Raw genomic sequence first — 24,285 nt, 5'->3', positions numbered from 1 at the left:
TCTTCAGGCGGCTTGGCGGTTTACAAATTTGCCTTCGCTTTGGCTTCGTGTTACAGTTTAGGGACAATCTGCCGCGCTTTCAAGCGTTGAAGTTTACAAAATATCAATAATATGGGTGAAATGTAAACCACCCACTGGGAGGACGTTATGATTGGCAAGCGACTCAAAGGAGCCCGGGCGGCATCTGGCCTCTCGCTTCGTGCACTTTCCGATGCCATGGAGAACAAGGTATCCGCTCAAGCCGTAGGCAAGTACGAGCGCAATGAAGACATGCCCGGATCGGGCGTGCTGCTAAGTCTTGCCCGAGCACTCGACGTCTCTGTGGATTTCCTGCTCAGCGATGACGAGCTTGAGTTGGAGGGCGTGGAGTTTCGCAAGTCAGCCAGCTCGTCAGCCAAGGAGATCGCGACGATCGAAGCCAAAACGCTCAATATGGTTGAAAAGTACCTAGCTATCGAAAGCTTGCTGAATCTTTCGAGCCAGGAATGGGATGCCCCGCACGAAGCACCCTATTGGGTGGCCGATGTTCGTGATGCCGAGGACGCGGCTCGCAACATGCGTGCTTCTTGGCAGTTGGGTCATGACCCGATTCCAATGCTTGCCGAACTCCTCGAGGAGCACGGGATCAAAGTGCTGTCTTTGGATGTTGATCGGATTGACGGGCTTGCGGCGAAAGTGCGTCGAAAAGAGCACCACTCCGCCCGTGTTATCATGATCAAGAAGAAGACCTGGTCTGAGCGGAAGCGCTTCAGTTTAGCTCACGAATTGGGCCACATGGTTCTTAAAGTCGCCGAAGGGTGTGATTCAGAACGCGCCGCAAATCGATTTGCTGGTGCATTCCTCGTTCCGGCAGAAGTGCTACGGCAGGAGATTGGTGCCCGCAGAACGGACATAAGCATTGGTGAGCTCATTAGTCTGAAGGATCGGTTTGGCGTCAGCATTCAAGCGCTGACCTATCGATGCAAGGATTTGGACATCATCAACCAGGCAACATTTGCGCGTCTGTTCAAGGTCTATAAGCAACGAGGTTGGCGCGATGAGCCGTTCGAGGAGCCAAATTCCATTCCTTGGGAACGAGAAGAACCGGACCGCTTTCAACGTTTGTGTTTTCGTGCCCTCTCCGAGGGGTTGATAGGGTTGTCTCGCGCGGCAGAACTTCTCGAAATACGGGTTAAAGAACTGGAAGAGCGGTTGGACCACATGGCATAGTGCCTATGTGCAAATTCTTGTTTCTGATACCTCTGTCCTGATTGACATTGAAAGAGCCTCGCTGACCGCGAGGCTCTTTGACCTGCCCTATGATTTTGTTGTTCCGGATGTTCTCTATCAAGCAGAACTCCTCGACTGGATGGGGCCAGATCTGATTGACCTGGGGCTGAGAGTAGAAGAGCTCACGCCAGAAGAAACCGCACGTGCAACAGAGCTGAAGCGGGCAAAAGCTATGTTGTCGACGCCTGATGTCTTTGCGTTTTGTCTGGCGGCGGGAAGGGATTGGGTTCTACTAACCGGAGACGGTGCGCTCAGGGCTGAGGCGGAGCGCCAAGAACTCGCGATGCATGGTGTTTTGTGGGTGTTCGATGAGATGGAACATCACGAGGTTTGTTCGACCGTCCTCCTCAAGTCGGGCCTCGAGGCGGTTCGTGATCACCCGAGATGCAGACTTCCCATTAGGGAAATCAATAGGCGCCTTGCGAGATACTAGATTGTTTATTCGGCTTGCTGGAGGGAAATTGTTGCGAAGCTCTTCTTCGCTTATGCCTTGCGGCCTCCCCTGCTCGGCTTCGCGTGTCGCAGGGGAGAACGGCCCTTCGGTCCGTCGCGCATTCGGCCATGCGGCCTCACCGCGGCGTCGCACCCAGGCCCCCGGTTTGCCCGCCTCGCGAGCACGTCCCTCCCCGGCCGCTCCGCCGGATTGCGCTCTGGTCTGTTTTGCTTGAGAGCAAAACGATCCCGCCGCTTCATCCGTCTCCCGCGTCCGGTCGGGCCGTTTGCCTGCTCGGGTCGGGCAAACCTACCGTCAAAACACACACACATGAGCGTGGAAGCATATCCTCCGGATGGCCCCCAAATCAGCCCGCGTCAAGGATCGCAAAACTTTTCGGCGAGGGCGGGGCCTGTGGGGCGGGGCGGTCCCGTGCGTGAGGGTTCGCGTGTGTCGGGTGCTGCGCGTGGAAAACTTTTGCGCCCGGCAAGCCGGCGGCTGCGCCGTCCCTGACCCGGGCAGATTCGGAAACCAGGCATTCGGCCATGCCCCCACACTCACGTGGTGGCCTTGGAACCGAACACTGGAGACCAAACATGGCTTACGACACCGCAAACACCTACGAGACCATCGAACTTTTCGGACTGACCGAGAAGGACGCGCAGCTGCCGATCCCGGAAGATCACGTCCTGAGCGACCACATCATCCGCGAAAGCTTCGAGTCATTGCTCGGGCAGCTGCGCGGGACCGGGCTTGAAGCCGAAATCGAACCGCTGGCCCATGGGCTCGCGACGATCCTGCAGCGCCGCAAGGTGGCGCTCGGCAAGGAGGTCGACCGCACCGCCGACAAGATCGGCGCGCTGGCAAAATCCCACGACGGATCGGAGATCGCCGAGACCGCGCTCGAAGAGGCGCAGGCCCGCTTCGTGCAGCTGCGCGAGATCGTCAGCGCCATTGAGGTGATGAGCGAGGCGGCGGCGGAATGCTACGAGATTGAAACGGGCCACGCCTTCATCCCGGCGGCAGGCTCCCGCGCAAGCGTCCGGGCGCAAGAGACCGGGGCGGTCTTCGAGGCACGGCAGCTCCTGGAGCAGCACGACCGCGAGACTGCCGAGAAATCGAAAGTCGAGGGGGTTCCCCTGATCGTCTCAGGCGCCACCGACTGGACCGATGTCGATGTGATCTTCAACACGCTCGACAAGGTTCGCGAACGCATCAAGCAGAACCGCAACCAGGAGATCTTCCTCTGCCACAAGGGTGGCAAGCACGGGGCGGAGATGATTGCGGCTCGGTGGGCCCGGGCACGCGGGGTCGCGCAGGCGCGCTTCGATCCGCGCTGGTCCGCGCACGGGCGGGCGGCACCGTTCAAGTGCAACGATGAGATGCTGGACGACAAGTTCGCGGCGACGGGGGTTGTACTCTTCGGCGGCAACGGGGTCGCACTGAACCTCGGGCAGAAGGCGGAAGCGAAAGGCCTGACGGTCATGCGGGTTGCGGACCCGGCGAAGAAGGCGTCGCAGGATTGAAGAGAGGGGGCCGCGCTTGGCGCGGCCCTTTCGTCATGTCTCATGGCGCGTGCGATCGGTCATGCGTGATCGGCAGTCTGCAGCGGCCGGCACTGCCATCCCTCTACCCAGTCCGTCAGAGTGCGGCCCATCCGCATCGGTACGGGATGGGGATGGTGCGCACCTCACGCACATCGTCAGCAGCGCAAGACGCGAGGGGTCGGGACGTCGCACATGAGGCTGAAGACCTGCACGTCCCTCGGGGCGTGTTTCGGAACATCGCATCCACGCGGGCGGGCTCCGTCAGCACCCCGGCCAGGCTCGGCGGGACGCGGACGCGGATGGTGGCGGCTGCGTGATGGCAAGGGTCATCCGGATCACTCCTTTTTGCTCATAGATGTGGATCGCACGGGGTCGGCCCGTCCGTGCCCTCCGCTCCCGCTTCGGCAAGCACAAATACGGCTTCCACGGCTGGCCGCGGACCCTCCGCATTTGCGCTTGCGACCGGGCCTCTTGCCCCCGTGCTGGATGATCCCCATCGCAACAAGGAGTAACCCAAATGACCAACCACTACGTCGCCACCGTCCCCGTCAAGTTCACCGATACCGATGGCCAGGAGCGCACCCGCTTCCAGCGCGTGGGCGCGATGTTCCGCAACACCCGCAACGGGGACGGATCGGAGTTCTTCAGCCTCAAGCTCGACTTCCCGGTCGCGGTCTCGGAGCTGGTGATGTTCCCACCGAGCGCGAAAGATCCCCAGGACTAAATCCTCTGACGAGGATGGGCCGCCCCAGGACGATCTTGGGGCGGCCCGATCCCTGTTCCAGGGATGCCGGTTCCGGCGCGGGTGATCGCCGACAGCGACCTCCCCTTGGTGCCGGTCCCTGCGCGCTCAAAGGACGATCGCCGCTCGGAATAGTCTGGCCGCGACAGACCGGCCAGTCAGCCTCAAGGGGGCCATCCACAAAAACCTATCGGCCAGGGCCTCCCGGTTTTTGCGGCAGAGATTTGGGGACCCAAATCTGGCCCTCCTTGACCCTGCCTGTCCGCCCTGTCGGTGGGGTTTGCGCCCGCCCGCGTTTCCGTCCGAACACATGCGTGTTCGGCCAGACCCTCGGGCGGGGCTGGCGGACGGGACCCCTAGGACAGGTGGGTCGCCCGGTGGTGAGGGCGGCAGAGCCGCGTCCCTGCGGGCCGCGGGGGAAGCGGACACCAAGGCTGCCTGAGACTGAATGCGACGTAAGTATATAATTGACAGCTAGGTATATTATCGTAAGGTAGGGGCAGCCTTGGTGGAAGGTGGCAGGAAATAGGGGGTCTTTCTTCGCATGTCTCGTTCAAAACGTCTCACCGATGCAGACCGCATGGAGATCGTTCGCGAGGCTGCGGAAGGTGTGTCGACGTCCGTGTTGGCCGAGCGGTTTGGAGTGTCGGCCCGGGCGATCCAGTACACGCTCAAAGCCGATGCCGAGCGACAGACGGATGCCGCGATCCCGGTCTCAGCGGTCAGTGTGAAGGTCACGGCTGCGGAGCTTGCGGCGCTCGACGAGGTGCTGGCCGAGGCCAGAATCGAGAGCCGGGCCGAAGGGCTGCGGCGGCTCATTCAGGCGGCAGGCGGGGTGTTCGTTCCGGACGCGCAGATGGCAGCAGAGATGGCGCGCTACCGCGCCTCTCTGCATGAGGTCGGCAATGGGGTCGCGCAGATCGCCAAGCATATGACGCGGGCCAACCGGCGGGGGCAGGGGGCCGTGGGGGGCACGAATGCCGAGTTCACCGAATTGCGCCTTGCGCAGATGCGTGGGCTGGCGCGGTTCATTCTGGATTCCGCCGACGAGATCGACCTGCTCCTGCGCCGCCGTCGCGATGCGATGCAGCTCGAGGCCACGGACGCGCTGAGGGAGTTTGCCCATGCGGCTGAATGATGCCGTCGACGCTGTCACGGGCGAGGTCTTCCGGGACGGCTGGAGCCGGATCCGGGGCTCGATGCAGGGGCTGCATGTCGCCAAGCAGAGCCAGCTTGTGCGCGCGGCAGCAGGGCATCGGCCAGCGGTCTTCAAGGCGATCCGGGGCGGGGGCACGCATACCAAATCGCAGCTCGCAAACCAGCTCGATTACCTCACCACCAAGTCCACCCATATCGTCGACTCGAGCGGGTTTCTGGACGGCAAGGCGAAGCTCGAGGCCGGTGACATCAAGGACCTGACCGAGCGCTTTGCCAAGCGGTGGGATGCGGGCTTCAAGCCCAAGCTGGGCCAGACGACCCATATGCTCATGTCGTTCCCCATCGGCACGCGCGGGGAGGATGTGCGCGACATCGCGACGGATGTGGCCGAGCGGTTCTTCCAGACCGACGCGGGGCATTTCGACTACATCATCGCGGTGCATGAGGACCGCGATCACCCCCATGCGCATCTGGTGCTGAACCGCCGCTCGCAGGAAGGCGAGTTCTTCTTCCTCGGGCGCAACCATCGCTTCAACTACGACGACTTCCGCCTCGCCATGGTCGAGGAGGCGGAGAAGTACGGCGTGCGGCTGGAAGCCACGCGCCGGATCGATCGCGGCGTCGTGCATTACCCCGCCCGCACCAGCGAGGTTTATGCCGCGAAGGAAGAGGGTCGCGCACCCCGCGAGCGGGAACGCGTGGGGCAGGAGCTGACGCGGACGCTGGCGGAGATCGCCAATACCAGAACTGTCTACCACTCGCTTGCCGTGGAGGCCTCCCGGGAGACCTCCGAGGTCCGCGGGGCCCACGAGGATATTGCCGCAGCCCTCTTTCGCGCGGGCGAGGTCCTGGCGCATGGCGGGCAGGTGGACCGAACAGGAGATGTGTATATGGCCGAGGATCAAAGTTTCGAGGATCTCAGAAGCCTCTATGCGGAGAAGCTCGCGCGGGTGCAGGGCATGATCGCCGAGAAGTCTGACGCGGAACGTCCCGTGCTGGAAAAACGCCTCATCGAGATCCAGACGCAGGTCCAGCACATGCAGCCTCTCGGCTTGCGTTCGAGCACGCTGTCAGAGACCCCCTCGGAGGGCGGGATCTATTCCGAAGCCAATATCGACACCAGCCAGCGCGAGCGACTGGCCGAGCCCGACCTGAGATCGCGCATTGACGCGGCACTACACGGCACCGGGATCAGCACATCGGAAGTGGTGACCCGGATCGAGACGGGCGCCTCAAATGCAGCGCTCGAGCATCAATGGATCGCCAATGATCTCTCCAAAGTAGCTGAGGCGCGCGATCTGAACCTTGAACGCCGCGCCGATCTGGAACAGGCGCGCGACATTCTCAACGATGTACATGTCGAACTTGGCACGCTTTTGGAACGGGAGAACGTACTGCGCCGGGATGGTGTCATGGAAGCGGAAGCGGACAGCGAGCGGTTCCATTATCATCGGGATTCAGTCCGGGCGATGGAAGGGACAATCCGTCAGGAGATGCGCGCCGAGGGTCTGACAGCGCAGCAGATCGAGGACCGGGACTGGGAGGTTGTCTCACGGGCGGAGCGCCGGATCGAGACGGAGCAGCGCGCATATCTCGAGGCACACCCGGACCTGCTCGCACGTCCCGGCGATGTGATCGACCGGTCTGAGCCCTACAGGGAGACCATCACCGATGCGGCCCGCGCCAGCGAGATCACCCGCGAGGTCGATCGGATCATGGAGGGACGCGACCTCCGCACGCCCGTTGCAGATGCTGTCACGGATGACTTGCGCGCGCGCTATCCGGACATGCCGTCCCACCTTGCCCGCGGGCTCGGTGCGACCTATGCGGCCGTCGTCGAGATACGCGACACGGAGGCCATCAATCAGGTCCGCCGCGAAAACGAGATGCGCGACGGGCTCGGGTCTGGCACGCGCGACGACATCCTCGCAACCCGCGATGAAACTGCGTCGCAGTCTGACCGTGCCGACCGCCTCGCAGACGAGATTGCGCGTGTTCTGGACCATGAGCGGGCCGGGGAATTGTCCGCGCCCTTCGAGACGGAGGCGGAGCGGGACGCCTTCCGCGACGAGATCGCGCGGGTGCTGGACGTTCGCCAACTCGACCGGCTCACATCTGGCGATGCCGATGCGCTGGACAAGGTTCTCGAGGACCGCCTCGACCGGCTCTATGTCGCCAAGGTCTACCTGCAATCGGATGCAGCGACGGCCAACACGGAGGCCTTGCGCCAGGTGGTCGATGATCTTGCCGACACCGAATACGAAAAACACCGCGCCACAGAGGTGGATGGCGAGACCGAGCGGGGTCAGGTCCATTGAGCGCCTCAATGGGAAAAGCGCGGATCGCCACGGGCGTCCTGCTGGTGACGCTGGTGACCGCCGCCATGGGCTATACGATCGCCTCGGCGGTGCTGACCTACCAGGATCTCGGCTTCGGCGCCGAGATCGACTTTGCCTATATCGCGCAGAACTATCTGGCGATCCTCGATCGCCGCCCAGAGGATGCCCAACTTATTCACCTGATCGTCGGCAGCTTCGCCGCCGCCGGGCTGATGCTGAGCCTCGCCCTCTCAGGGTCCGCTCTGACACGCTTTGGCCAGACCCATTGGCAGACCGCGCGCGAGATGAAGGCCAACGGGTTCTTCGGGGCGCCCGGTACGGGGTTCATCCTCGGCAAGCTGGGGCCGCCCGGCTCCCGCGCCAATTACATTTGCTCCAAGGTCTTCCCCCATGCGCTGATCGTGGCGCCCACGGGCCGTGGCAAGACCACGGGCTTTGTCATTCCGAACCTGCTGACCTGGCAAGGCTCCGCTGTGACGCTCGATGTGAAGGGCGAGTGTTTCGAGGCCACGGCCCGGCACCGCGCCGCCCAAGGCGACAAGGTCTATCGCTTTGCACCCACCGAGTGGGAGGGCAAGCGCACGCATCGCTACAACCCGCTCTTGCGCATCTATCAACTGAAAGATCCCGCGCGCCAGCAGATGGAATTGCAGCTCCTCGCGACGCTCTTCCTGCAAAGCGACAATGACCGGGTGCAGGGCCTCCTCAAGGGCGGGATCGATCTCTTCGTGGCGGCAGGGCTCTTGGCCTTCCAGCGCAAGCGCCCCACCTTGGGCGAGATCTACCGCATCGCCGCCTCGGGCGGGAACAAGCAGAAGGAGTATTTCGCGCGGGGCCACGAGGTCGACAACAGGGCCGCCAAGTTGATCTTCACGCGGCTGGCCTCAACCAACAACGATACGCTGACCTCCTATGTCTCGCTCCTGATGACATCGGGGCTCGATCAATGGCAGAACCCGGCCATCGATGAAGCGACGGCAGTCTCGGATTTTGATTTCCGGACGATCCGCAAGAAGCCCTTTTCGGTCTATCTCGTGGTCCAGCCGCTAATGGTCAAACCCCTCGCGCCGCTGATCCGACTCTTCTTCTCCGATCTGCTCTCCGCCATGCAGGAAAAGGATCCCGGGCCAGACGAGCCGTGGCCCGTGATGATCATGCTCGACGAGTTCAATCGCCTCGGCAAGATGCCCATCGTGGTCGAGAGCATCGAGACCCTGCGCACCTATCGCGGGCATTTGGCCGTGGTCACGCAAACCATCCCCGCCCTCGATGAAATCTACGGCGAGAACACTCGTCGCGCCCTGCAAGGCAACGCGGGCGTGAAACTCTATCTCACGCCTTCGGATGAAAAAACCGTCGAAGAGCTGAGCAAGGCGGTTGGCAAGACCACGAAGACCGTCATCACGCGATCCCAGTCCATCGGCAAGAACCCCTTTGAAGGGCGCAGCCAGTCGACCCGGACCGAAGAAAGCTCTTTGCTGCCCGAAGATGAGGCGCGCCGCCTACCGCTCGACGAGATCGTCATGGTCATCGATGCCCAGATGCCGGTCCGGGCAAAGCGGATCCAGTATTTTGACGATCGGCTGTTCAAGGCGATCCACGCGGCGCAATCAGGCGAGTTGCCGTTTCCGAAGCCGGGGGGAGGGGGACCGCAAGGCACGCTGCCGCTGAGTGTGCGCGCCATGCCGATGGCGCCGCCGCCGGACGGGCCAAGTGGACCCGAGGCCGATGTAGACGTAGCAGGCCAGCCTACTGATGCTGAACATTCAGGGCAATCTGATGTTGTTCCAAAGAAGACGGCGCCCGTCGTTCAAGCCGTCATCGCCGAGGAACAGCGTCAGATGGAGATGGATTTTGGCAGCCAGGTCGTGGATGCCGAAGCTGCGAGCGTCGTTGATGAGGCGCAAATGCGCTCTGCTGTCGATGGCTTGGATGAAATGGAAACGATGCTGCGGGAGGAGGGTAGTGAAAAGCTGGTTGCTCGATAGGGTGGCGGGCATGGCGACCTGCCCGTAGCTTCCGTAACGCTGAATGTAACAAACGGTGTTTTTTTGCCAAAAAGAGGGTTTGGCTTGCACGACCGTTCGATCTCTCGCTGGGAACGTCGTGGGCAGGGTCCAGCCATCTCCACCTTGTTCAGATTATGCCCCCAGACGGCGCAGCCGCTTGTCGATCTCGGCAGGAGGCAGGAAGACCGCCTCATCCGCCCGCCAGATTTGCAGTGCGGAAACAAGAAGCTCGACCTCGCAGACTTCGGCGGCGTGCAACTCGTCTATGATCCACAGGACGCCATGAACGCGCACAGCGCGGGCGGTGGCGACTTTGCGCAGAAGATTGTCGCCGGTCAGGAGGATGCCGTTTTCCTGGCAGGTTGTCGTGACCAGAGCGAAGCAGTCATAGGCTGACAGACGGCTGTGCTCACGCTTGAGCGCAACCACCTGCGCGACTTCCTCGGCTGGCAGGTCATAGGTGGCAAGGCCACCATCTTCGAGCATCCGCCATTCCTGAGCCGTGAAGTCGAGAAGCTCCTCTTCACGAATGGGCAGGGGCACGATGAAGCGATAGGGCAGCCGCAGCAGGACGTGCAGCAACTCTCCCTTCTTCAAGTCGATAAGACAGGACGCATCATTGACGACAACACAGGTCACTGGTCACGAGGCCCCCTGATGTCGCGTTCGACAACGCTCAAGGGGAGTCCGAGCATTTGCGCCGCCCGCACGGGGGAAATCATCTCCTCGCCGAGCGCGCGCCAGACGAGGCGCTCGAAGCGCTGCGGCTTCTCGAAAGCCGCGAAGCCCTCGCCTGGACCGATAGGCTCCGGCTCCTCGCGCCGCCAGCTTCGCGCATAGGTCTTGAACGCATATTCCACAGCACTCTTCGATAGGATGTCCACCTGGCCGAGCCGCACGAGCATCGCGGCGGCAGAGACGCCATAGGTGCGCTTGAGCCGCATGATCTCTATCCAGGTCATGCCGTGACGGTTTCGGCCAGCTTCCTCTTCCAGATGCTCACGCGGAATGAGGAACGCCCCCGCGAAGCGGTGCATCGAGGGTTCCTTTTTCAGTGCGGCATTGCCGGTTTCGGTGATGATCCGGTGCGCGAGTTCGTGGGCGAGGTTAAAGCGCTTGCGTTCGACATTGGTGTGCCGCGAGACGACGATCACCTCAGTCGGTGCGCCCTCCGCCCGTTCGACATGACAGGCCAGCCCGTTGATGCGTTCCGGGAGATCGGCCTCGATGACCTTGAGTCCCTTGTCTTCGAGCAGCGCGGTCATACTCGGGATCGGGTCGATCCCAAGCTGCCACTCGCGCCGCACGTCCCGCGCCTTGGCGTCGATGGCCTCTTCATCGGCCACCATGTCCACGCGCAGCACGGCGAAGGGGTCTTCAGCGGGGTGCATGTCGAGGATGTCCTCGATGGCAAGATAGTCTTCGAGCTTCTCGATCACAATGGATTCCGCCATCGCGCGATCCTGCGCCGAGGCGGTCGAGTTCTTTCGCCACTCGACGCTTTCCAGAGCTTCGACCTGACCGCCGAGCAGGAAGTCCAGTGACACGCCGAGCGCCTTGCCGAGGCCGACCAGCACCGACGAAGACGGCATCATCTTGTCCGCCTCGTATTTGCTGATGGCCTGCGCTGACACGCTTGGGGTTACGCGCTCCGCGAGCGCTTGCATGGATAGACCCGCCCGCTTGCGGGCAAGTCTGAGTCTTTGTCCGAACATGATCCTCTCCCGGCGGTTATTGTTGTGGTTGATAAACGCCATTTCTTACTGTATATTTAAACACAAGGTTGTCGCATCGTCAACCGAAATCGACATGTGAGGCTTGAAATGTCTAAGAAAAATCAGCATGTTGTGCCGCATGAAAGCGGTTGGGCAGTGAAGGGGGCGGGTAACTCCCGCGCGTCTTCCGTCCACGGCACGCAGCGCGAGGCCATCACGGCCGCGCGGGAATCCGCCATTCGTCAGGGCAGCGAGATGCTGATCCACGGCGAGAACGGTCGCATCCGCGAGCGCAACACCTATGGCAAGGACCCGTATCCGCCGAAAGGCTGAAGGGCATAAGCGGAATGGATGTCAGGATGAGCAACGGTGGGAACAACAGGCAGATACGTCGCATCCTCTCCATCGACGGGGGCGGGATTAAGGGCACGATGCCCGCTGCATTCCTCGCGGGGCTCGAGGAAGATCTGGGCCAGCCCATTGGGCGCTATTTCGATCTCATCGCGGGCACATCGACGGGTGGCATCATCGCACTCGGCCTTGGCCTCGGCCGCACGGCAAAGGAACTGCTCGAGCTTTACGAGCGTCGCGGGCCTGTCATCTTCGGTCAGGACAATGCGGATGATGAACCGCTGGGGAGGATACGGCAGGCATGGCGCAACCTCACCGCCACAGGTCGACACGCAGTCGGTCCAAAGCACGATGCGGCAATTCTTGCCCGTGAACTCAAGGCCGTTCTCAACAACGATCTGATCGGGCAATCACAGACCCGGTTGGTGATCCCGGCGTGGGATGCCGATCTCCGCAGCCCTTATATCTACAAGACCGCGCATCACACACGCCTGCAAACCGATTATCGCAAGACTGCGCTGGATACCGCCCTGGCTACGGCAGCGGCACCTACGTATTTCAAGCGACATCGCACTGCTGATGATATTGGCCTAACCGATGGCGGGACATGGGCCAACAATCCCACAGCCATTGCTGTCGTCGAAGCCATCACTCTTCTGGGGTGGCATCCGTCAGACCTGCGCATTCTGAGCCTGGGGTGTCTGGACGAAGTCTACATGCTGCCCGAAAGTCCAGGGTTTGCCGGACTCGGCCTCAAAGTCCTCAACCTTTACGCGGATGGGCAATCACATGGCGCCCTCGGCATGGCAAAACTTCTGACGGGACACCCTTACGATGGGGATCGCATCTACCGCATTTCGCCGTCTGTCCCGAGCGGGTTTTTTACCTTGGATGACACCACGAAGATCGGCCGCCTCAAGGGCCTCGGTATGTCAGAAGCCCGAAAAGCAAAGCCCCACCTGACCCCGATCTTTTTCACCCAGCCTGCCGATACCTTCGTGCCGGTCTATCAACTCAAGGAGAAAGCGGCATGAATCAGATGTTGCGACAGCTGCTGACCGACAGTGATATTCGGCGGCGCACGCAGATATTCACCATCCTGGACGAGATAGGCGAGGATCTGGACCTCACCGAAACCCAGTTTGATCGTGCGCGCCAGAGCTATGGTGCCGTTGGAGACTGGCTGTCCGGTTCAACTGATCCCCTACTCGTCAGTGTTCTGGTCTATCTCCAAGGGTCCAATGCGCTTGGAACGGCCGTGAAGCCAATCGGGCGGCGGGAATTCGATGTCGATCTGATCTGCTTTTGTGCAGGTATCGCGTCCGGCATCTCACCAGCGACCCTGAAGGCGGCGGTTGGAAACCGGCTCAAGGAACACGCCACCTATGTGCGCCTTCTCGAAGAAAAAAAGCGTTGTTGGCGTCTCAACTATGCGGGGGACTTCCACCTCGACCTATCCCCGACGATAGCAAACCCGGTCTGCGGCAACCGGGGCGAATTGGTGCCCGACCGGGCTCTGAAGGAATGGCATCCGACAAACCCGCGGGCCTACAAGACCCTGTTCGATGAGCGCGCCGCACTCCGGCCTACCTTTGTGGGCAAGTTTATCGCCATGCAACGGGACGAGGCGACGGTGGAGCCGTTCCCCGTCCGAGAAGCAGTGAAAGGCATCCTGCGCCGCATCGTGCAATTGCTCAAACGGCACCGCGACGTTTTTTATCAGAACAACACGCAAGACGTGGCCCCGATTTCCGTTATCATTACCACCCTTGCGATGCAGTCTTATGCCTATTGCGTGCGCAACCACGTCTTCCATGACGAAATGGATCTGTTGGTCGAAACGATCCGGATGATGCCGCACTTCATCGACCGCCCGATTCTGGACGGACGGCGGGGCTATGCCATCCTGAACGAGACAACCAACGGGGAAAACTTCGCCGACAATTGGAACAAGGATGAACGCCGGGCACCAGCGTTCTATGCGTGGCACGCACAAGCTCTGTCCGACTTTGAAGTCCTTCGCGATGCTGTTGGTCAGGACCGTGTGTCATTGAACATGGAGCGTTCGTTTGGTTCCGGTGTCACCGGACGGGTTCTCGGCAACCGCGTCAATGCGGTGTCGGATGGTCGCAAATCGGGTCTGCTTTCTGTCGCACCTGTGGTCGGGCTGACGACATCGAAGGTCGCAGCATCAACGACCGTGCCCACAAATACGTTCTTCGGTGATTGATGATAGGACGAAGCGGGCAATACGACCTGACCTTGTCGCAGCAGCTGCTGTTCCTGAAGGCAAGCCCGGCTATCAGTGGTGTGGGGCAGGTCCGCGCAAACAAATTGACATGGCAAGAGCCTATACAACCGACCGCCTTGGCGCGCTCCTACCTTGCCACTATCACGTTTCAGCCGGGTCAAACGCCCGGTGTTCAGATAGACGACCCGGATCTGGAGTTGCTGGCGGCAGGGCGTCCTTTGCCTCACGTCTACAGAGATCCGCTGCGCCTTTGTCTTTATCTTCCAGGTGCCAGGGAATGGGACGCGCGGAAGCGGATCGACCAAACCATCATTCCGTGGACTTACCTTTGGCTCTATTATTTCGAAGATTGGCTTTGGTCAGACGACTGGAAAGGTGAAGGGCAACACCCCGGCGAAGAGCCTGAGCCAGTTGGCAATCGGGCGATGCGCAGGGCCGTGGCACGGTGCTAAAATTGTCGATGCCGCCTGTGGCAGAAACGGTCGTGTTTGGCCACGTGCCTTGTGTCGCGAGGGATCAACCGTTTAGCAATGACAAAAACCCGCGGCGAAACCTTTGCAGTTTTGGCAAGTTTTTGGCACCTGGCTGTCACCGCCTGCCCAACCTACCAAGTCTTGAAAGCTGTGCCAGCATTCGGGCGCCTGTTCCGGTTGCGTCACCCGGACGAGCCGCAGTTGGCCCTCCAGCAGTATTTGGCCGGCTCGGCAAGGCTTGCACGCCGAAGAATTGTCGCGCTCGAAGGGCTGCGTATTCAGCCCCAGTTGCGCCACCGATGGCATAGCGATTGTAAACTTGTTGGCTACCTGCAACCCCTCTGGCGAAGGCATAGCTTCCCCCGAACCCGGCCGAGAGTGCCGGCATCATGATGTTTCCAGAAATCGCCCGGACCAAGAAAGGCGTTGCTATGATGAAACCCTTTGCCATCAACACCATCATGAAAAATGGGATAAGGGCCCCTATGTTCGAGGCCCCCTCTGGGTCGCCAAGCTCGGCAAGAAGCGCCCGAGAAATCCCCGTGATCGTCGCGAACACGCCGGCGACTACGATCGGATACATCGCGAATGAAATGAGCGCGGATAACCAGCGCGCGAAATAATCCTTGGTCACCTCGAACAGTGTCAAGAAGATCATCACTGGCGCAATGCCAATTAGCAGAGCGATCATGAGCCGGGACGCCACAACAATGAACGCCGCCAACCCGCCAAGAATCGAGAGCAGCAGAACCCCGAGTGTGTCCAACAAGGCACCGGCCATCCAGTTCAGCTCGGACCCCGCAGCATTCAGATAGTCCCCGAGCGCTGCAATCAATTCGTCAAATTCCTCTGCAAAGGTACCGGACGGGCCAGGTGATCCGCCGCCGACAGAAGCCACAAGGGCCCCGGCAATGCTGTCGATTCCGTTCAGTATTGCTGAGGCAAGCGCATTGAACTGGACCCAGTTGGCCGCGAAGACCCCTATCAGTCCGACCTTCACGGCCAGCCAAAAGGCAGTTCGGCCGTCCATGGCGCGATACTGGTAGATCATGTTGATGAAGACCAGAATGACAACCAGTGTTGTGCCCAGAACCAGCAACGTGCCGACCGTTGCTGCGACCGCACCAAACTGACTTTCGGCAGCGGTATCTAGATACCCTTCGGCCGTTTCCACGAAGTAGGTGACGACACTCATGGATTGCTACCAGTTGCCAGCTGCTTCGCAGATTGGCATGGCGGCGCGGCGCAGTTCATTTGCCTGCCGTCGGTATTCGGACGTCGCTTCGACAACGTCCCAGTATTCAGATGAAGCATAGCGCTCGGTGTAGAAGCGTACGGCGTTCTCCCAAGTTGGATACCGTGTGGGACAGTTGCAGTTTTGCGAGTCTACGACGCGCTCCATGCTTTGAGCCCGATATATCTGTTGGATCAAAAGGCGCTTATAGGATTCGCGCACATTGATGTTCTGCATCCATTCCGGCTCGGGTGGTTGGTCTGGACAAACATTTGGGTGGTTGTCGAGCGTCGGGATCAGGTTCCGCTCTGCTACGCCAGCAGTTGTGCCAAAGATCAAGAGCAGGCCAGCGACTGCAATAATCTGTGTCATTCCGATGCCGCCTTCATTGTACCAGTCTCACGCTTCAAGAAAGTGGTGTAGCCGTAATCGCCGGCTTCGGCGGTGATGACCTCCCATCCTTCCGCGCCGCGCTGATTCAAGACACGTCGCATCTCGTCGTAGTCCTTTTGCTTCTTCACCGGAAAGGACAAGATATCATATTCAAAGGTCTTCATGGGGAAGTTCCAATCTCGGTTGCGCCGGGGAGGTAGAATTCCGTGATGCCGCGTTTGCCGTCATGGCGACCGGCCTGGATGATCACATCGATGGAATTTTCGATGTACTGGATCATGTCAGTATAGGTCATCGGGATTTCGGTCTTGAGTGCTGCGATCGCGAGGCGCTGCACCGCCAATTGCGGGGTTTCGGCATGGAGCGTGGTCATCGAGCCGCCATGACCGGTGTTGATGGCTTCCAGAAAGGTCATGGCCTCCTTGCCGCGCACCTCGCCCAGGATGATCCGGTCGGGGCGCATGCGCAGCGTGGCGGTGAGAAGCACATCGGCGGTTTGGAATTCTGCGTCGCGATTGGCGATGAGGGTCACGGCATTTGGCTGGGTCGGCAGAAGCTCGGCGGCTTCTTCGATGGTGACGATGCGTTCTTCAGATGGTACGTGAGAGAGGATCTTGCGCGCGGCCACGGTCTTGCCGGTGGAGGTGCCACCCGAGACGATCATGTTGAGTTTGTTCTCGACGCAGAAGGCAAGCGCATCATCGATCAAGCCCGCGGCCACCACGGCGCGCAAGGCACGCTTCTTTTCCACGCGCAGGTCTTCGAGCTTGCGCTCTTTTCCGTAGAGGAAATCGAGCGCAATGCCCTCGAGTGGCAGGCTCGAGAAGAACCGCAAGCTGATCGACATGGCCGAGAGCACGGCGGGCGGGGTGATGACCTGTGCGCGGATCGGGCGACCCTTGTAGGTGATCGAAACCGAGACGATGGGGCGGTCCTTGCTCATCGTGGTATTGGCCGATGAGGCGATCTGGTTGCCGAGGTCCCTGACCTGAACGCCGGTCAGCCTCTGGTCCAGCGCGCGCATGAAGTGATCGCCCTGGAATTCGCCCCAGCAGGTCCCGTCGGGGTTGATGCAGATCTCGATGACATCGTCGCGGGCGGCGGCTTCGATCCGGTCAAGTGAGGTTTCGAGATAGCTCAGCGACATGGGCTCAGAATATCTCCAGATCGCGGTCGACCATGACCGTGACGCGGGCGCCCTGGTCGACATAGATGACGGGGCCGATGGAGAGGTAATCGCCTATGACGCTGTCCGTGGCATCTGCCAGATCATCGCCAACGTCTTCGAGAGCGTCGGCGGCAGTCTCATCCTGGACCTCGGAGGCGGCGGCACTGGGTGCTGCGGAGATCAGCGAGATCAGGGCGGCCGACCCGAAACGCTCGACGAAGCGCGTGTCTATGAGGCCGGTGACGCCAGAACGGCCCAGTTCATCGCCCCCGAAGGAGCTGATCTGGACGGTCTGGTTGTCGGGCAGGATGATCCGGTCCCACGCGATCGTGACGCGGCGCTGTGCGATATCGACGCCAGCGCGGTAGCGCCCGATGAGACGGGATCCGCGGGGGATCAAAAGCCTTGCGCCATCGACGCTGTAAACATCTTCGGACACCACGGCACGGGTCTGGCCGGGAAGCGAGCTGTCGAGGGCGGTCTCCATGACGGCCTGGATCATGGTGCCCTGTAGAATCGTGTTGGAGGGATTGGCGATCACCTCGGTCTGCGTCACGGTGGAGGGCAATGCACCGTTCAGCACGAAATCCGTCACCTCGCCGAAGGTGCGTTCGGTCAGAGCCGTTTCATTCGCTCCGGACGTGCCGCCAAACGCGATGGTGGGCGAGGAGATACGCCGCTCCTGGAAGGCGCGTTCCTCCGCGGCGCGGCGCTCCAGCTCGGCCATGCGCCGGGCTTCTTCCTCGCGGCGCAGTCGCTCTTGTTCGCGTGCGCGCAGCTCATCCTCCGTGGGGCCCGTTGGGGCGGGCTGGGGTCGGCTGGCCTCGAGTTGGGCCAGTTCCAGATCCATGCGTAATTGCTCAAGGCTGCGATCCCGCGCCGTCAGTTCGTCCTGGAATCGTTGCTGTGCGGCTTCCGAGGCGGCTTGTAGTGCCGCGATCTGAGCGGTCAGCGCGTCGATCGCCTCTGCGGCGGCGGTGTCTTCCTCGACGACCGGTTCGGGGGCGTTGCGTAATTCCTCGATCTGAGCCTGCAGCGCGGTGATCTGCGCCAGAAGCTCCGCGTTGGGCTCGACTGGATCCGGTCCGACAAACACAACCTCGGGCTCGGGCGGGGGCAAGGTCTCGATAGCGCCAAAGCCGTCCCCCTCGTTTTGGAAGACGTCTGGGGTGGCCGTCGGCAAGGATTCCTCTTCGTCGGGCTGTGAGAGGAGAAAAAGCAGGGCACCACCCGCGCCGATCACGAGCACCACGATCAGTGCGAGAAGGGGCGACCGGCGCTGCGCCGCTATGGGCGCGCGGGCACTGCCTTTCTCAAGGGCGGCGAGGCGTTTTTCCAGCTCGGTGTTCCCGGTATCGCTCATGAGGTGGCCTCCGCGGGCGGGATCGCCTCGATGCAGACCACCTCTCCGCCAAGTCGCAGGACCCATTGGCGGTTCACGCCGCTGACGCGGATCACGCCGTCTTCAGGAGTTTGCGTGTTGACCGTGCGCTCGCGGCCGCCCGCGTAGCGGAAGACCGCGGGCACAGGCGCGTTTCTTGGAAAGGCGAAATACGTGAACGTCCCGTCATCCCAGATGCGGGTTGGCGTGAACTCGGTCCGCGCGCTGGCACCGTAATTGTAGTTCGGCGCTTGGGCCGCGATGGCCCGGGTCGGGCGCGCAGCGTCGTCTGGATAGCGGAACTGCACGACGTAGAAGGTCGGGCTTCGGACCTCTTCGACGTTGAAATAGTAGCTGCGCCTGTTCGTGTAGACGGTCACATTGGTATGGACGCCGCGCGCGACGGGCTTGATTGCAAAGGCCTGGCCTCCGGGCACGCCATCGATCTCGAAGCCTTCCGTGTCGCCCGCGATGATCGAACGGATGCTTTCGCCCTCCCCGAATTCGACTGTGGTGACATGGGTGAGCGACACGTTGAGACGGTAGACCTGACCCTCCTGGTAGGTAGCCAAGCGCACTCGGCTGTCGTTGGGACCGCCACGCGGGATGGCTTCGGCAGAGGCGAGGCCGGGCAACAGGGCAATGACAAAAATAAGCGATCTTATAAACAACAACGTCAGTTCTCCAATCTGTCGGAGCGGATGGAATATTCGAGGACGGTGAAGCCGAATGGATTGGTCCAGACCTCATCGATGGAGCGGCGGGTCTCCGGGCGGAACTCGAAGAGAAGCGTCGCAGTGAAGAGGCCGGTCTGGGTGCCGTTAATGGACGTCAGGCGCTTGCGCAGGCGGACCGTCGCGCGGTTGGTGCCGATCCGGTTGATGCTGAGGATTTCCACGTCGAGCCGAGCATTGGGGCCATAGACCGTCGGCGGGTAATTCTCGTTGGCGCTGTTCCAGATCTGGCGCAGCCCGCTCTCGGCAGCTCCGTCCGAGCGGCGCAGGACGCTGCGGATGCGCAGATCGTTGTCCAGCTGGTTATAGACCTCCCGGTCGGTCACATAGCGGAACACCTCCGCCTCGATGATCGCCTGGTTGGCGGTCACCGAGGAGGCGCCCACCGAGGCTTCGGGGAGTGCAAAGCCGGTGGCGGGATCATAGGGGACAACGACGGGGGGCGGGTCGACATCGAGGATCGAGACAGCCGCGGCACTCAGACAGCCGATGATACCGAAGACAAGGCCCATCAGGCCAAGGCGTTGCCAGAGCCGTTCGCGGCGCAGGGCACCGTAGACCAGTTCTTCCTCGATGATTTCTTGTTCAGTCGCCACCTGTCATGCCCCCGCGATCACTCGGCCCGCAGGTCCGGCAAGGTGAAATCCATGAAGCGCTGCTCTTCAGCGATGGTGGCGGCATCGATCACGCCGCCCGTGCCATCGCCCACCGTTTGAATCGCTTCCAGCTGCCACATTGCCACGAGGGCGATGGCCAATTCAGCTGTCACGCGCGTGTTGAGATCGACGCTTTGCTTGAGCTCTTCCATGTCGTCGATGAGCCCGACAAGGCGGTCTACCCGCTCGAGCGATTGGCCGGCATCTTCATAGCTGTTCTGGGCAGCGGCTGAAACGAGCGCGCCGGTTGTTGCTTGCGTCGCGACGCGGTTGGCCCCGGGATTGCCGCTGGTTGCCATTTCCGAGAGGGTGTCCTCGTCAAAGCCGAGGTCGGCTAGCACCCGGTCCATCTGGGTTTCGATCTCGCTGGCACCTGAGCCGGACAGGCCGGAGAAGTCCCCGGTTTTTATTGCTTCAATAGTGGCGAGGATGTCGCCGAATTCCTGATCTAGAAGGCCGTTCAACTCGTCTTCCATTTCCGTGCGGATGATCTCTGGCAGGTCGGCGATGCGAGTGATCGCCTCATAGGTGCGCTGCAACTCCGCCAGTTGGTCCGTGAGTGTAACAAGCTGTTCGCGAAGCTGCGTCAGCTGCTCGTTTTGCAGGATCTCGTCCTCGATCATCTGCTGGAGCTGCTGGATGTTTTGCGCGATGTTCTGGGTATCGACGACGGGCACGGCCTGTGCTGCGGCTGGGGGTAGGGCGCTGAACTGCAAGCCAACGCTAAGTGTCGTGGCCAAAGCTGTTCTCAAGAGCAGATGTCCCATCATTCAATCTCCCTGATCGTAAAATCCATGAACGCGCCTTCGGCCATGCGGGCGCTGGCCTGGGCCAGCTCTTCGGCGGAGAGCAACTGGGTGCGGGCGGCCTGAAGCCGGATGCGGGCGGCGACGAGGCGCACGAGCTCGGCGCGGGCATAGGTGTTGAGCGCGACGCTCTCCTGTACATCCACGGTTTCGGAAATCCGTTCGACGATATCGCGGATGCGCAGGGCGGCTTGGCGGATCGCGGCTGGTGAGTTGCTGCCATAAAAGGCCGCCCTATGACCCGTGAGCGAGAGGTTGGCATTGGCGAGAAGCGCCGGATCGATCGTGCCAAGCGCATCGATTCCGCCGATACGGCTCAGATAGAGATTGTAGCGTTCAGGGATGACCGAAACGTAGTGCTGGGTCTCGCGGAAGGGTGGCACGCCGCCATACTCGAAAACCCGGCCGGGTCCGGCGTTGTAGGCGGCGAGCGCGTTGATGATATTGCCGTCAAAGGTGCCCAACTGGGCGGCCAGATAGCGCGCGCCGCCATGCACCTGCAGGTAGGGGCTGTCATAGTATTCAGGGTTGATGCCCAGATCGCTGGCGGTGCCCGGCATGATCTGAGTGAGACCATAGGCGCCGACGGGAGACCGTGCCCCAATCGTAAACCGGCTTTCCTGCCAGATCAGGGCTTGAAGCAGCGCGCGCCATTGGACGGGGGAGAGCCCTGCGCGGCCGACACCCGCAAAGCCGCTGGTCTCCTGGGCCACGCGGATGATGAGCTGCTCGATGTTTTCTGCCGCATCCCCGAACATCTGCACACCACCGGGGTTGGGATCGATCTCACCCGAGCCATAGACCGCTTCGACGGATCGGGCTGTATGGTCGCTGCCGCTTTCCAGACCCGAGACCATGGCCGGCAAGCCCTGACCGCCGAAGCTTGTCTGCGCATCGAGGATGCGTTGCAGGGTTTCGAGCTGCTCTTGCTCGATCTCGGAGATGAGTTCATGAACGGCAAGCTTGTCCGCTTGCAGGGCCAGGTCTGCCTCGCGGTCGCCAGTCTCGACGATGTCGCGCGCGGTCAGCCCGCTGTCATTAATGGGCACGCCCTGTGCGGCGACGAGACCCGGCAGTAGGCAAAATGCGAGGAGTTGGGAAAGCCTAGACTTCAATGCCACCCTCCGATGTGCCGACCGGCGCGAAGTTGCAATCCTGGGCTGTCGCGCCCATCGAGGTGAGAAAGGAAAAGCAGTTGGCCTGCGGTTCGCGATACTGCGCACAGGAAGCCAGCAGGCTGAGCGCTGTCAGGGTCAAGAGAATACGGATCATGAAAGCCTCCAGAAGTCTGGGCGGCCGCGGTAATCGGCGCCAACGAGCGTTTCGCCTTTCTCCATGCCGCCGAGGATCGTGAGATTGGGCCCAAGGGCGCTCAGATCGGCATCGACGACGATCGAGCCCTGATCGTCGCGGATCAGCGCCAAGCGGCTGTTGCTGCCGGTGTTGAGAAGGACGTCGAGTTCCTTCTCCGTTAGGTTCAGCATGGCGTAATCCGATGCATTGGCGCGGATATTGGGCAGCAGGATCTGCGTCGGCACGGCCTCGACGATGGTCTTGCCGGTCCGGGTGCGCTCGAGCTGGCTTGCGTATTGCGTCATCATCACCGCGACCGTGTTCTGCTTGCGCGCGGTCACCAGCCAGTTCGACAGCCGCTCGGCGAAATACGCGTTGTCGAGGGCCTTCCAGGCCTCGTCGATCACGATGATGGTGGGGCGGCGATCCTCGATCTCGCGCTCGACCCGACGGAAAAGATAGGACAGGACCGCCATCCGTTCCTTGTCGGCCTCACTGTCGAGAATGCCGGTCAGATCGAAGCCCACCACATCGCCTTTGAGCGAGAACGTGTCCTCGAGGCTCTGCCCGAAGATCCAGCCATAGCGGCCGTCCTCAGACCACTCGAGCAGGCGCTGGTGCAGATCGCCGCCATCATCGGTGGACACGAAGAGCGATGCGAAATCCCGCCAGTTCCGCAGGGCCGGATTGGAGGCCTGTGCGTTCTGGCGCACCACTTCCTGGATGCGATTGGTCTGCGCCGGGGTCAGGGGTTTGTCGGCGCGGTGGAGCAGCGTTGTGAGCCAGTCCGAGAGCCAGGCGGTGCCGCGCGCATCGGTCTCGGTCCAGAGCGGATTGAGACCCGTGGGCTGGCCGGCGTTCAGGGACACGTAGCGCCCGTCATTGGCGCGGACCGCCATCTCCATACCAAGACGGTAATCGAAGACGAAGATCCGCGCCCCTGCTCGACGGGCTTGGGTCATCAGGAAGGCGGACAGCACCGATTTGCCCGACCCGGGTCGTCCCATGATCAGGGTATGGCCGCTGGTGGGTTCTTTGTCGGGCGAGCCTTGCTCGTGATAGGAAAACCGATAGGTGCTCTGCTCCGGGGTGGGCAGATAGGTGATGACCCGGCCCCAAGGGGTAAGTGCTGCGGGTTTGCCAAGTTGCGTCCGGTGGAAGGCCGTGAAATCCGCAAAGTTGCGATTGGTGACGGCACTGGCGCGGACGCGCTTGGGCTGGTTGCCGGGGTGCTGGCTGAGGTAATGGGCCTTTGCGGCGACCCGTTCACCGATCATCTTCACGCCTTCGGTCGCGGCGGCGTTCACGATCTCCGCGCTGAGCGTCTGCAGCTCATCCAGCGTTTCGCAGAAGAGCGTCACGACCATATGATGCTCACCGAAGCTTTGGCGCTTGGCCTCGAGATCATCGGCGGCGATGTCGAGGGCTTCCAAGAGCGAGAGGGCTGCGTCCTGGCTGGCCTGCATCTGGCGCTTTTGCCGCTTGATGCGGCCCGCCATGAGGTTCGAATTGATCGGCGTGAAGGACTGCGTCACGATCATGTCGACCGGCAAGTTCAGCATGTCGAACATGGTGCAGGAGGTGCCTTCGGAATACTCCCCGATGGTGAAACTCTTGCCGTAGCGATGGCCCACGACGCCTTCGGAAAGCTCGAAATGGTCGCCGTGAAACGTCACGCGGGTATTGGCGACGTTGAAGGACAAAAAGCCGTAGGTGTTGGCCGGGTAGAGCGGCAGCTCGGTTCCTGTGTTGAGTGCGCCCAGAAACCCCACCAACTCCCCCGATGCGGCAGAAAGGAGGCGCGGTTTGAGCTCTGCGAGGCCGGACAGGAAGACATTCACGGCCTCGCCAAGGCGCTGTAGACGTTTGCGAGTCTCCTCTCTCAGGCGGTCCGGCGCGCTGCGGCTGAGGAAAGGCACAAGGCTTTTCGGGGGCGGGCGGTGAATGACGGTGAGCGTAAGTGTTTTGTCGCGCAGCCCGCTGGTCTCGAGTTTCGCGCGCCAGCGCCGATCGACCTCTCCTGCGAAGCTGTCCTCACGGATCGGGTCGAGATCCGGTTTGATCGCCTTAGAGACCTTGTGGACGTAATAGCTGAATTCCGGCCCGAGCTGCGCGACGATGCGGGCACAAAGCGCCGTCACCTTGTCGAGATAGGCATCGTCGGTCGTGTAGCTGTTGATCCCCTCGAGCCGGATGCAGCGGAAGAGTTCGTTCACCCGAGTCCGCACGGTCTGGTCGTCAACGAGGCTCACATAGGGCAGCATATGCGCGAGCCGGGTTTCGCGCGCATACCAGTCCGGCGTCATGGTGCGGGGATCCAGCGTATCGTCCAT

Annotated in this window: 24 protein-coding genes; 11 read left to right on the top strand and 13 right to left on the bottom strand. The window is 61.5% G+C overall.

Translation table 11 applies throughout. The features are described 5' to 3' along the window. Nucleotides 1–147: 147 nt before the first annotated feature. The 7 genes from ROSMUC_RS17100 (at nt 148) to ROSMUC_RS17065 (ending at nt 9,476) form a co-directional block, all read left to right on the top strand. Nucleotides 148–1,209 (top strand): helix-turn-helix domain-containing protein, encoded by a 1,062-nt coding sequence (locus ROSMUC_RS17100; protein WP_037275560.1) that lies wholly within the window; start codon nt 148–150, stop codon nt 1,207–1,209. Nucleotides 1,210–1,216: 7 nt separating this feature from the next. Continuing rightward, nucleotides 1,217–1,702 carry a PIN domain-containing protein gene (locus ROSMUC_RS17095; RefSeq protein WP_037275558.1) on the top strand — a complete coding sequence of 162 codons (486 nt, stop codon included), beginning with the start codon at nt 1,217–1,219 and terminating at the stop codon, nt 1,700–1,702. Between the two features lie 596 nt (nt 1,703–2,298). Then, the gene (locus tag ROSMUC_RS17090) at nt 2,299–3,228 is read left to right on the top strand and encodes a DUF2493 domain-containing protein (protein WP_037275556.1); all 930 of its coding nucleotides are present in this window, start codon (nt 2,299–2,301) and stop codon (nt 3,226–3,228) included. A gap of 538 nt (nt 3,229–3,766) precedes the next feature. Continuing rightward, nucleotides 3,767–3,973 (top strand): hypothetical protein, encoded by a 207-nt coding sequence (locus tag ROSMUC_RS17080; RefSeq protein WP_007120662.1) that lies wholly within the window; start codon nt 3,767–3,769, stop codon nt 3,971–3,973. Between the two features lie 562 nt (nt 3,974–4,535). Next, nucleotides 4,536–5,129 carry a helix-turn-helix domain-containing protein gene (locus ROSMUC_RS17075; RefSeq protein WP_037275554.1) on the top strand — a complete coding sequence of 198 codons (594 nt, stop codon included), beginning with the start codon at nt 4,536–4,538 and terminating at the stop codon, nt 5,127–5,129. Beyond that, nucleotides 5,116–7,467 (top strand): relaxase/mobilization nuclease domain-containing protein, encoded by a 2,352-nt coding sequence (locus ROSMUC_RS17070; protein WP_037275553.1) that lies wholly within the window; start codon nt 5,116–5,118, stop codon nt 7,465–7,467. The genes ROSMUC_RS17075 and ROSMUC_RS17070 overlap by 14 nt, the downstream gene beginning before the upstream one ends. A gap of 8 nt (nt 7,468–7,475) precedes the next feature. Continuing rightward, nucleotides 7,476–9,476, top strand: coding sequence for a type IV secretory system conjugative DNA transfer family protein (locus tag ROSMUC_RS17065; protein ID WP_037275551.1), 2,001 nt, complete (start codon nt 7,476–7,478; stop codon nt 9,474–9,476). A gap of 153 nt (nt 9,477–9,629) precedes the next feature. On the opposite strand, the gene ROSMUC_RS17060 is transcribed toward ROSMUC_RS17065, so the two are convergent. Further along, on the bottom strand, nt 9,630–10,136 hold the full coding sequence (locus tag ROSMUC_RS17060) for a PIN domain-containing protein (RefSeq protein ID WP_037240062.1): 507 nt from the start codon (nt 10,134–10,136) through the stop codon (nt 9,630–9,632). Then, entirely contained in the window at nt 10,133–11,254 is a 1,122-nt protein-coding gene (locus ROSMUC_RS17055; RefSeq protein ID WP_037275550.1) for an XRE family transcriptional regulator, read from the bottom strand. Before ROSMUC_RS17055 ends, ROSMUC_RS17060 begins: the two co-directional genes overlap by 4 nt. Before the next feature lie 66 nt (nt 11,255–11,320). On the opposite strand from ROSMUC_RS17055, the gene ROSMUC_RS17050 reads away from it, so the two are divergent. The 4 genes from ROSMUC_RS17050 to ROSMUC_RS17035 are packed head-to-tail and all read left to right on the top strand — an operon-like array spanning nt 11,321 to nt 14,266. After that, nucleotides 11,321–11,545, top strand: coding sequence for a DUF2188 domain-containing protein (locus ROSMUC_RS17050; protein WP_009815559.1), 225 nt, complete (start codon nt 11,321–11,323; stop codon nt 11,543–11,545). Nucleotides 11,546–11,571: 26 nt separating this feature from the next. Continuing rightward, nucleotides 11,572–12,597, top strand: coding sequence for a CBASS cGAMP-activated phospholipase (locus ROSMUC_RS17045; RefSeq protein WP_245875218.1), 1,026 nt, complete (start codon nt 11,572–11,574; stop codon nt 12,595–12,597). Beyond that, on the top strand, nt 12,594–13,793 hold the full coding sequence (locus ROSMUC_RS17040) for a nucleotidyltransferase domain-containing protein (RefSeq protein ID WP_037275546.1): 1,200 nt from the start codon (nt 12,594–12,596) through the stop codon (nt 13,791–13,793). Before ROSMUC_RS17045 ends, ROSMUC_RS17040 begins: the two co-directional genes overlap by 4 nt. Next, nucleotides 13,793–14,266 (top strand): type II CBASS E2 protein, encoded by a 474-nt coding sequence (locus ROSMUC_RS17035; protein ID WP_037275544.1) that lies wholly within the window; start codon nt 13,793–13,795, stop codon nt 14,264–14,266. Before ROSMUC_RS17040 ends, ROSMUC_RS17035 begins: the two co-directional genes overlap by 1 nt. Before the next feature lie 136 nt (nt 14,267–14,402). On the opposite strand, the gene ROSMUC_RS17030 is transcribed toward ROSMUC_RS17035, so the two are convergent. Genes ROSMUC_RS17030 through ROSMUC_RS16985 form a run of 11 tightly spaced genes read right to left on the bottom strand, consistent with a single transcriptional unit; the run spans nt 14,403 to nt 24,285 of the window. Further along, nucleotides 14,403–15,482, bottom strand: a complete 1,080-nt coding sequence (locus tag ROSMUC_RS17030; RefSeq protein ID WP_037275541.1) for a TrbL/VirB6 family protein — start codon at nt 15,480–15,482, stop codon at nt 14,403–14,405. Between the two features lie 6 nt (nt 15,483–15,488). After that, nucleotides 15,489–15,893, bottom strand: a complete 405-nt coding sequence (locus ROSMUC_RS17025; protein ID WP_037275539.1) for a hypothetical protein — start codon at nt 15,891–15,893, stop codon at nt 15,489–15,491. After that, nucleotides 15,890–16,078 (bottom strand): hypothetical protein, encoded by a 189-nt coding sequence (locus ROSMUC_RS17020; protein ID WP_037275536.1) that lies wholly within the window; start codon nt 16,076–16,078, stop codon nt 15,890–15,892. Before ROSMUC_RS17020 ends, ROSMUC_RS17025 begins: the two co-directional genes overlap by 4 nt. Beyond that, complete coding sequence (locus ROSMUC_RS17015) at nt 16,075–17,061, bottom strand: ATPase, T2SS/T4P/T4SS family (protein WP_037275532.1); 987 nt, start codon at nt 17,059–17,061, stop codon at nt 16,075–16,077. Before ROSMUC_RS17015 ends, ROSMUC_RS17020 begins: the two co-directional genes overlap by 4 nt. A gap of 4 nt (nt 17,062–17,065) precedes the next feature. Continuing rightward, nucleotides 17,066–18,445, bottom strand: coding sequence for a TraB/TrbI/VirB10 family type IV secretion system protein (locus ROSMUC_RS17010; protein WP_037275530.1), 1,380 nt, complete (start codon nt 18,443–18,445; stop codon nt 17,066–17,068). Further along, nucleotides 18,442–19,137 (bottom strand): TrbG/VirB9 family P-type conjugative transfer protein, encoded by a 696-nt coding sequence (locus tag ROSMUC_RS17005; RefSeq protein WP_037275528.1) that lies wholly within the window; start codon nt 19,135–19,137, stop codon nt 18,442–18,444. The genes ROSMUC_RS17010 and ROSMUC_RS17005 overlap by 4 nt, the downstream gene beginning before the upstream one ends. Before the next feature lie 2 nt (nt 19,138–19,139). Next, nucleotides 19,140–19,793 (bottom strand): VirB8 family type IV secretion system protein, encoded by a 654-nt coding sequence (locus tag ROSMUC_RS17000; RefSeq protein ID WP_037275527.1) that lies wholly within the window; start codon nt 19,791–19,793, stop codon nt 19,140–19,142. A gap of 17 nt (nt 19,794–19,810) precedes the next feature. Then, nucleotides 19,811–20,620: a type IV secretion system protein gene (locus tag ROSMUC_RS16995; RefSeq protein ID WP_037275628.1), complete on the bottom strand. Its 810-nt coding sequence runs from the start codon at nt 20,618–20,620 to the stop codon at nt 19,811–19,813. Beyond that, nucleotides 20,620–21,708 (bottom strand): lytic transglycosylase domain-containing protein, encoded by a 1,089-nt coding sequence (locus ROSMUC_RS16990; RefSeq protein WP_037275526.1) that lies wholly within the window; start codon nt 21,706–21,708, stop codon nt 20,620–20,622. The genes ROSMUC_RS16995 and ROSMUC_RS16990 overlap by 1 nt, the downstream gene beginning before the upstream one ends. A gap of 55 nt (nt 21,709–21,763) precedes the next feature. Continuing rightward, nucleotides 21,764–21,931, bottom strand: coding sequence for a hypothetical protein (locus ROSMUC_RS21105; protein WP_170062587.1), 168 nt, complete (start codon nt 21,929–21,931; stop codon nt 21,764–21,766). Then, nucleotides 21,928–24,285, bottom strand: a complete 2,358-nt coding sequence (locus ROSMUC_RS16985) for a VirB4 family type IV secretion/conjugal transfer ATPase (protein WP_245875217.1) — start codon at nt 24,283–24,285, stop codon at nt 21,928–21,930. The genes ROSMUC_RS21105 and ROSMUC_RS16985 overlap by 4 nt, the downstream gene beginning before the upstream one ends.

Origin of the sequence: Roseovarius mucosus DSM 17069 (assembly GCF_000768555.3) — a bacterium.
Lineage (GTDB): Bacteria > Pseudomonadota > Alphaproteobacteria > Rhodobacterales > Rhodobacteraceae > Roseovarius > Roseovarius mucosus.
Note: the sequence above shows the minus strand (reverse complement) of the source record. Positions and strands in the feature narration are given on the sequence as shown.

Coding starts and splice junctions, on each gene's coding strand:
- ROSMUC_RS17050 (WP_009815559.1), top strand. CDS start 11,321: ATGTCTAAGAAAAATCAGCATGTTGTGCCGCATGAAAGCGGTTGGGCA.
- ROSMUC_RS17015 (WP_037275532.1), bottom strand. CDS start 17,061: ATGTCGCTGAGCTATCTCGAAACCTCACTTGACCGGATCGAAGCCGCC.
- ROSMUC_RS17070 (WP_037275553.1), top strand. CDS start 5,116: ATGCGGCTGAATGATGCCGTCGACGCTGTCACGGGCGAGGTCTTCCGG.
- ROSMUC_RS17065 (WP_037275551.1), top strand. CDS start 7,476: ATGGGAAAAGCGCGGATCGCCACGGGCGTCCTGCTGGTGACGCTGGTG.
- ROSMUC_RS17045 (WP_245875218.1), top strand. CDS start 11,572: ATGAGCAACGGTGGGAACAACAGGCAGATACGTCGCATCCTCTCCATC.
- ROSMUC_RS21105 (WP_170062587.1), bottom strand. CDS start 21,931: ATGATCCGTATTCTCTTGACCCTGACAGCGCTCAGCCTGCTGGCTTCC.
- ROSMUC_RS17020 (WP_037275536.1), bottom strand. CDS start 16,078: ATGAAGACCTTTGAATATGATATCTTGTCCTTTCCGGTGAAGAAGCAA.
- ROSMUC_RS17025 (WP_037275539.1), bottom strand. CDS start 15,893: ATGACACAGATTATTGCAGTCGCTGGCCTGCTCTTGATCTTTGGCACA.
- ROSMUC_RS16985 (WP_245875217.1), bottom strand. CDS start 24,285: ATGGACGATACGCTGGATCCCCGCACCATGACGCCGGACTGGTATGCG.
- ROSMUC_RS16995 (WP_037275628.1), bottom strand. CDS start 20,620: ATGGGACATCTGCTCTTGAGAACAGCTTTGGCCACGACACTTAGCGTT.
- ROSMUC_RS17090 (WP_037275556.1), top strand. CDS start 2,299: ATGGCTTACGACACCGCAAACACCTACGAGACCATCGAACTTTTCGGA.
- ROSMUC_RS17100 (WP_037275560.1), top strand. CDS start 148: ATGATTGGCAAGCGACTCAAAGGAGCCCGGGCGGCATCTGGCCTCTCG.
- ROSMUC_RS17040 (WP_037275546.1), top strand. CDS start 12,594: ATGAATCAGATGTTGCGACAGCTGCTGACCGACAGTGATATTCGGCGG.
- ROSMUC_RS17035 (WP_037275544.1), top strand. CDS start 13,793: ATGATAGGACGAAGCGGGCAATACGACCTGACCTTGTCGCAGCAGCTG.
- ROSMUC_RS17075 (WP_037275554.1), top strand. CDS start 4,536: ATGTCTCGTTCAAAACGTCTCACCGATGCAGACCGCATGGAGATCGTT.
- ROSMUC_RS17080 (WP_007120662.1), top strand. CDS start 3,767: ATGACCAACCACTACGTCGCCACCGTCCCCGTCAAGTTCACCGATACC.
- ROSMUC_RS17055 (WP_037275550.1), bottom strand. CDS start 11,254: ATGGCGTTTATCAACCACAACAATAACCGCCGGGAGAGGATCATGTTC.
- ROSMUC_RS17010 (WP_037275530.1), bottom strand. CDS start 18,445: ATGAGCGATACCGGGAACACCGAGCTGGAAAAACGCCTCGCCGCCCTT.
- ROSMUC_RS17030 (WP_037275541.1), bottom strand. CDS start 15,482: ATGAGTGTCGTCACCTACTTCGTGGAAACGGCCGAAGGGTATCTAGAT.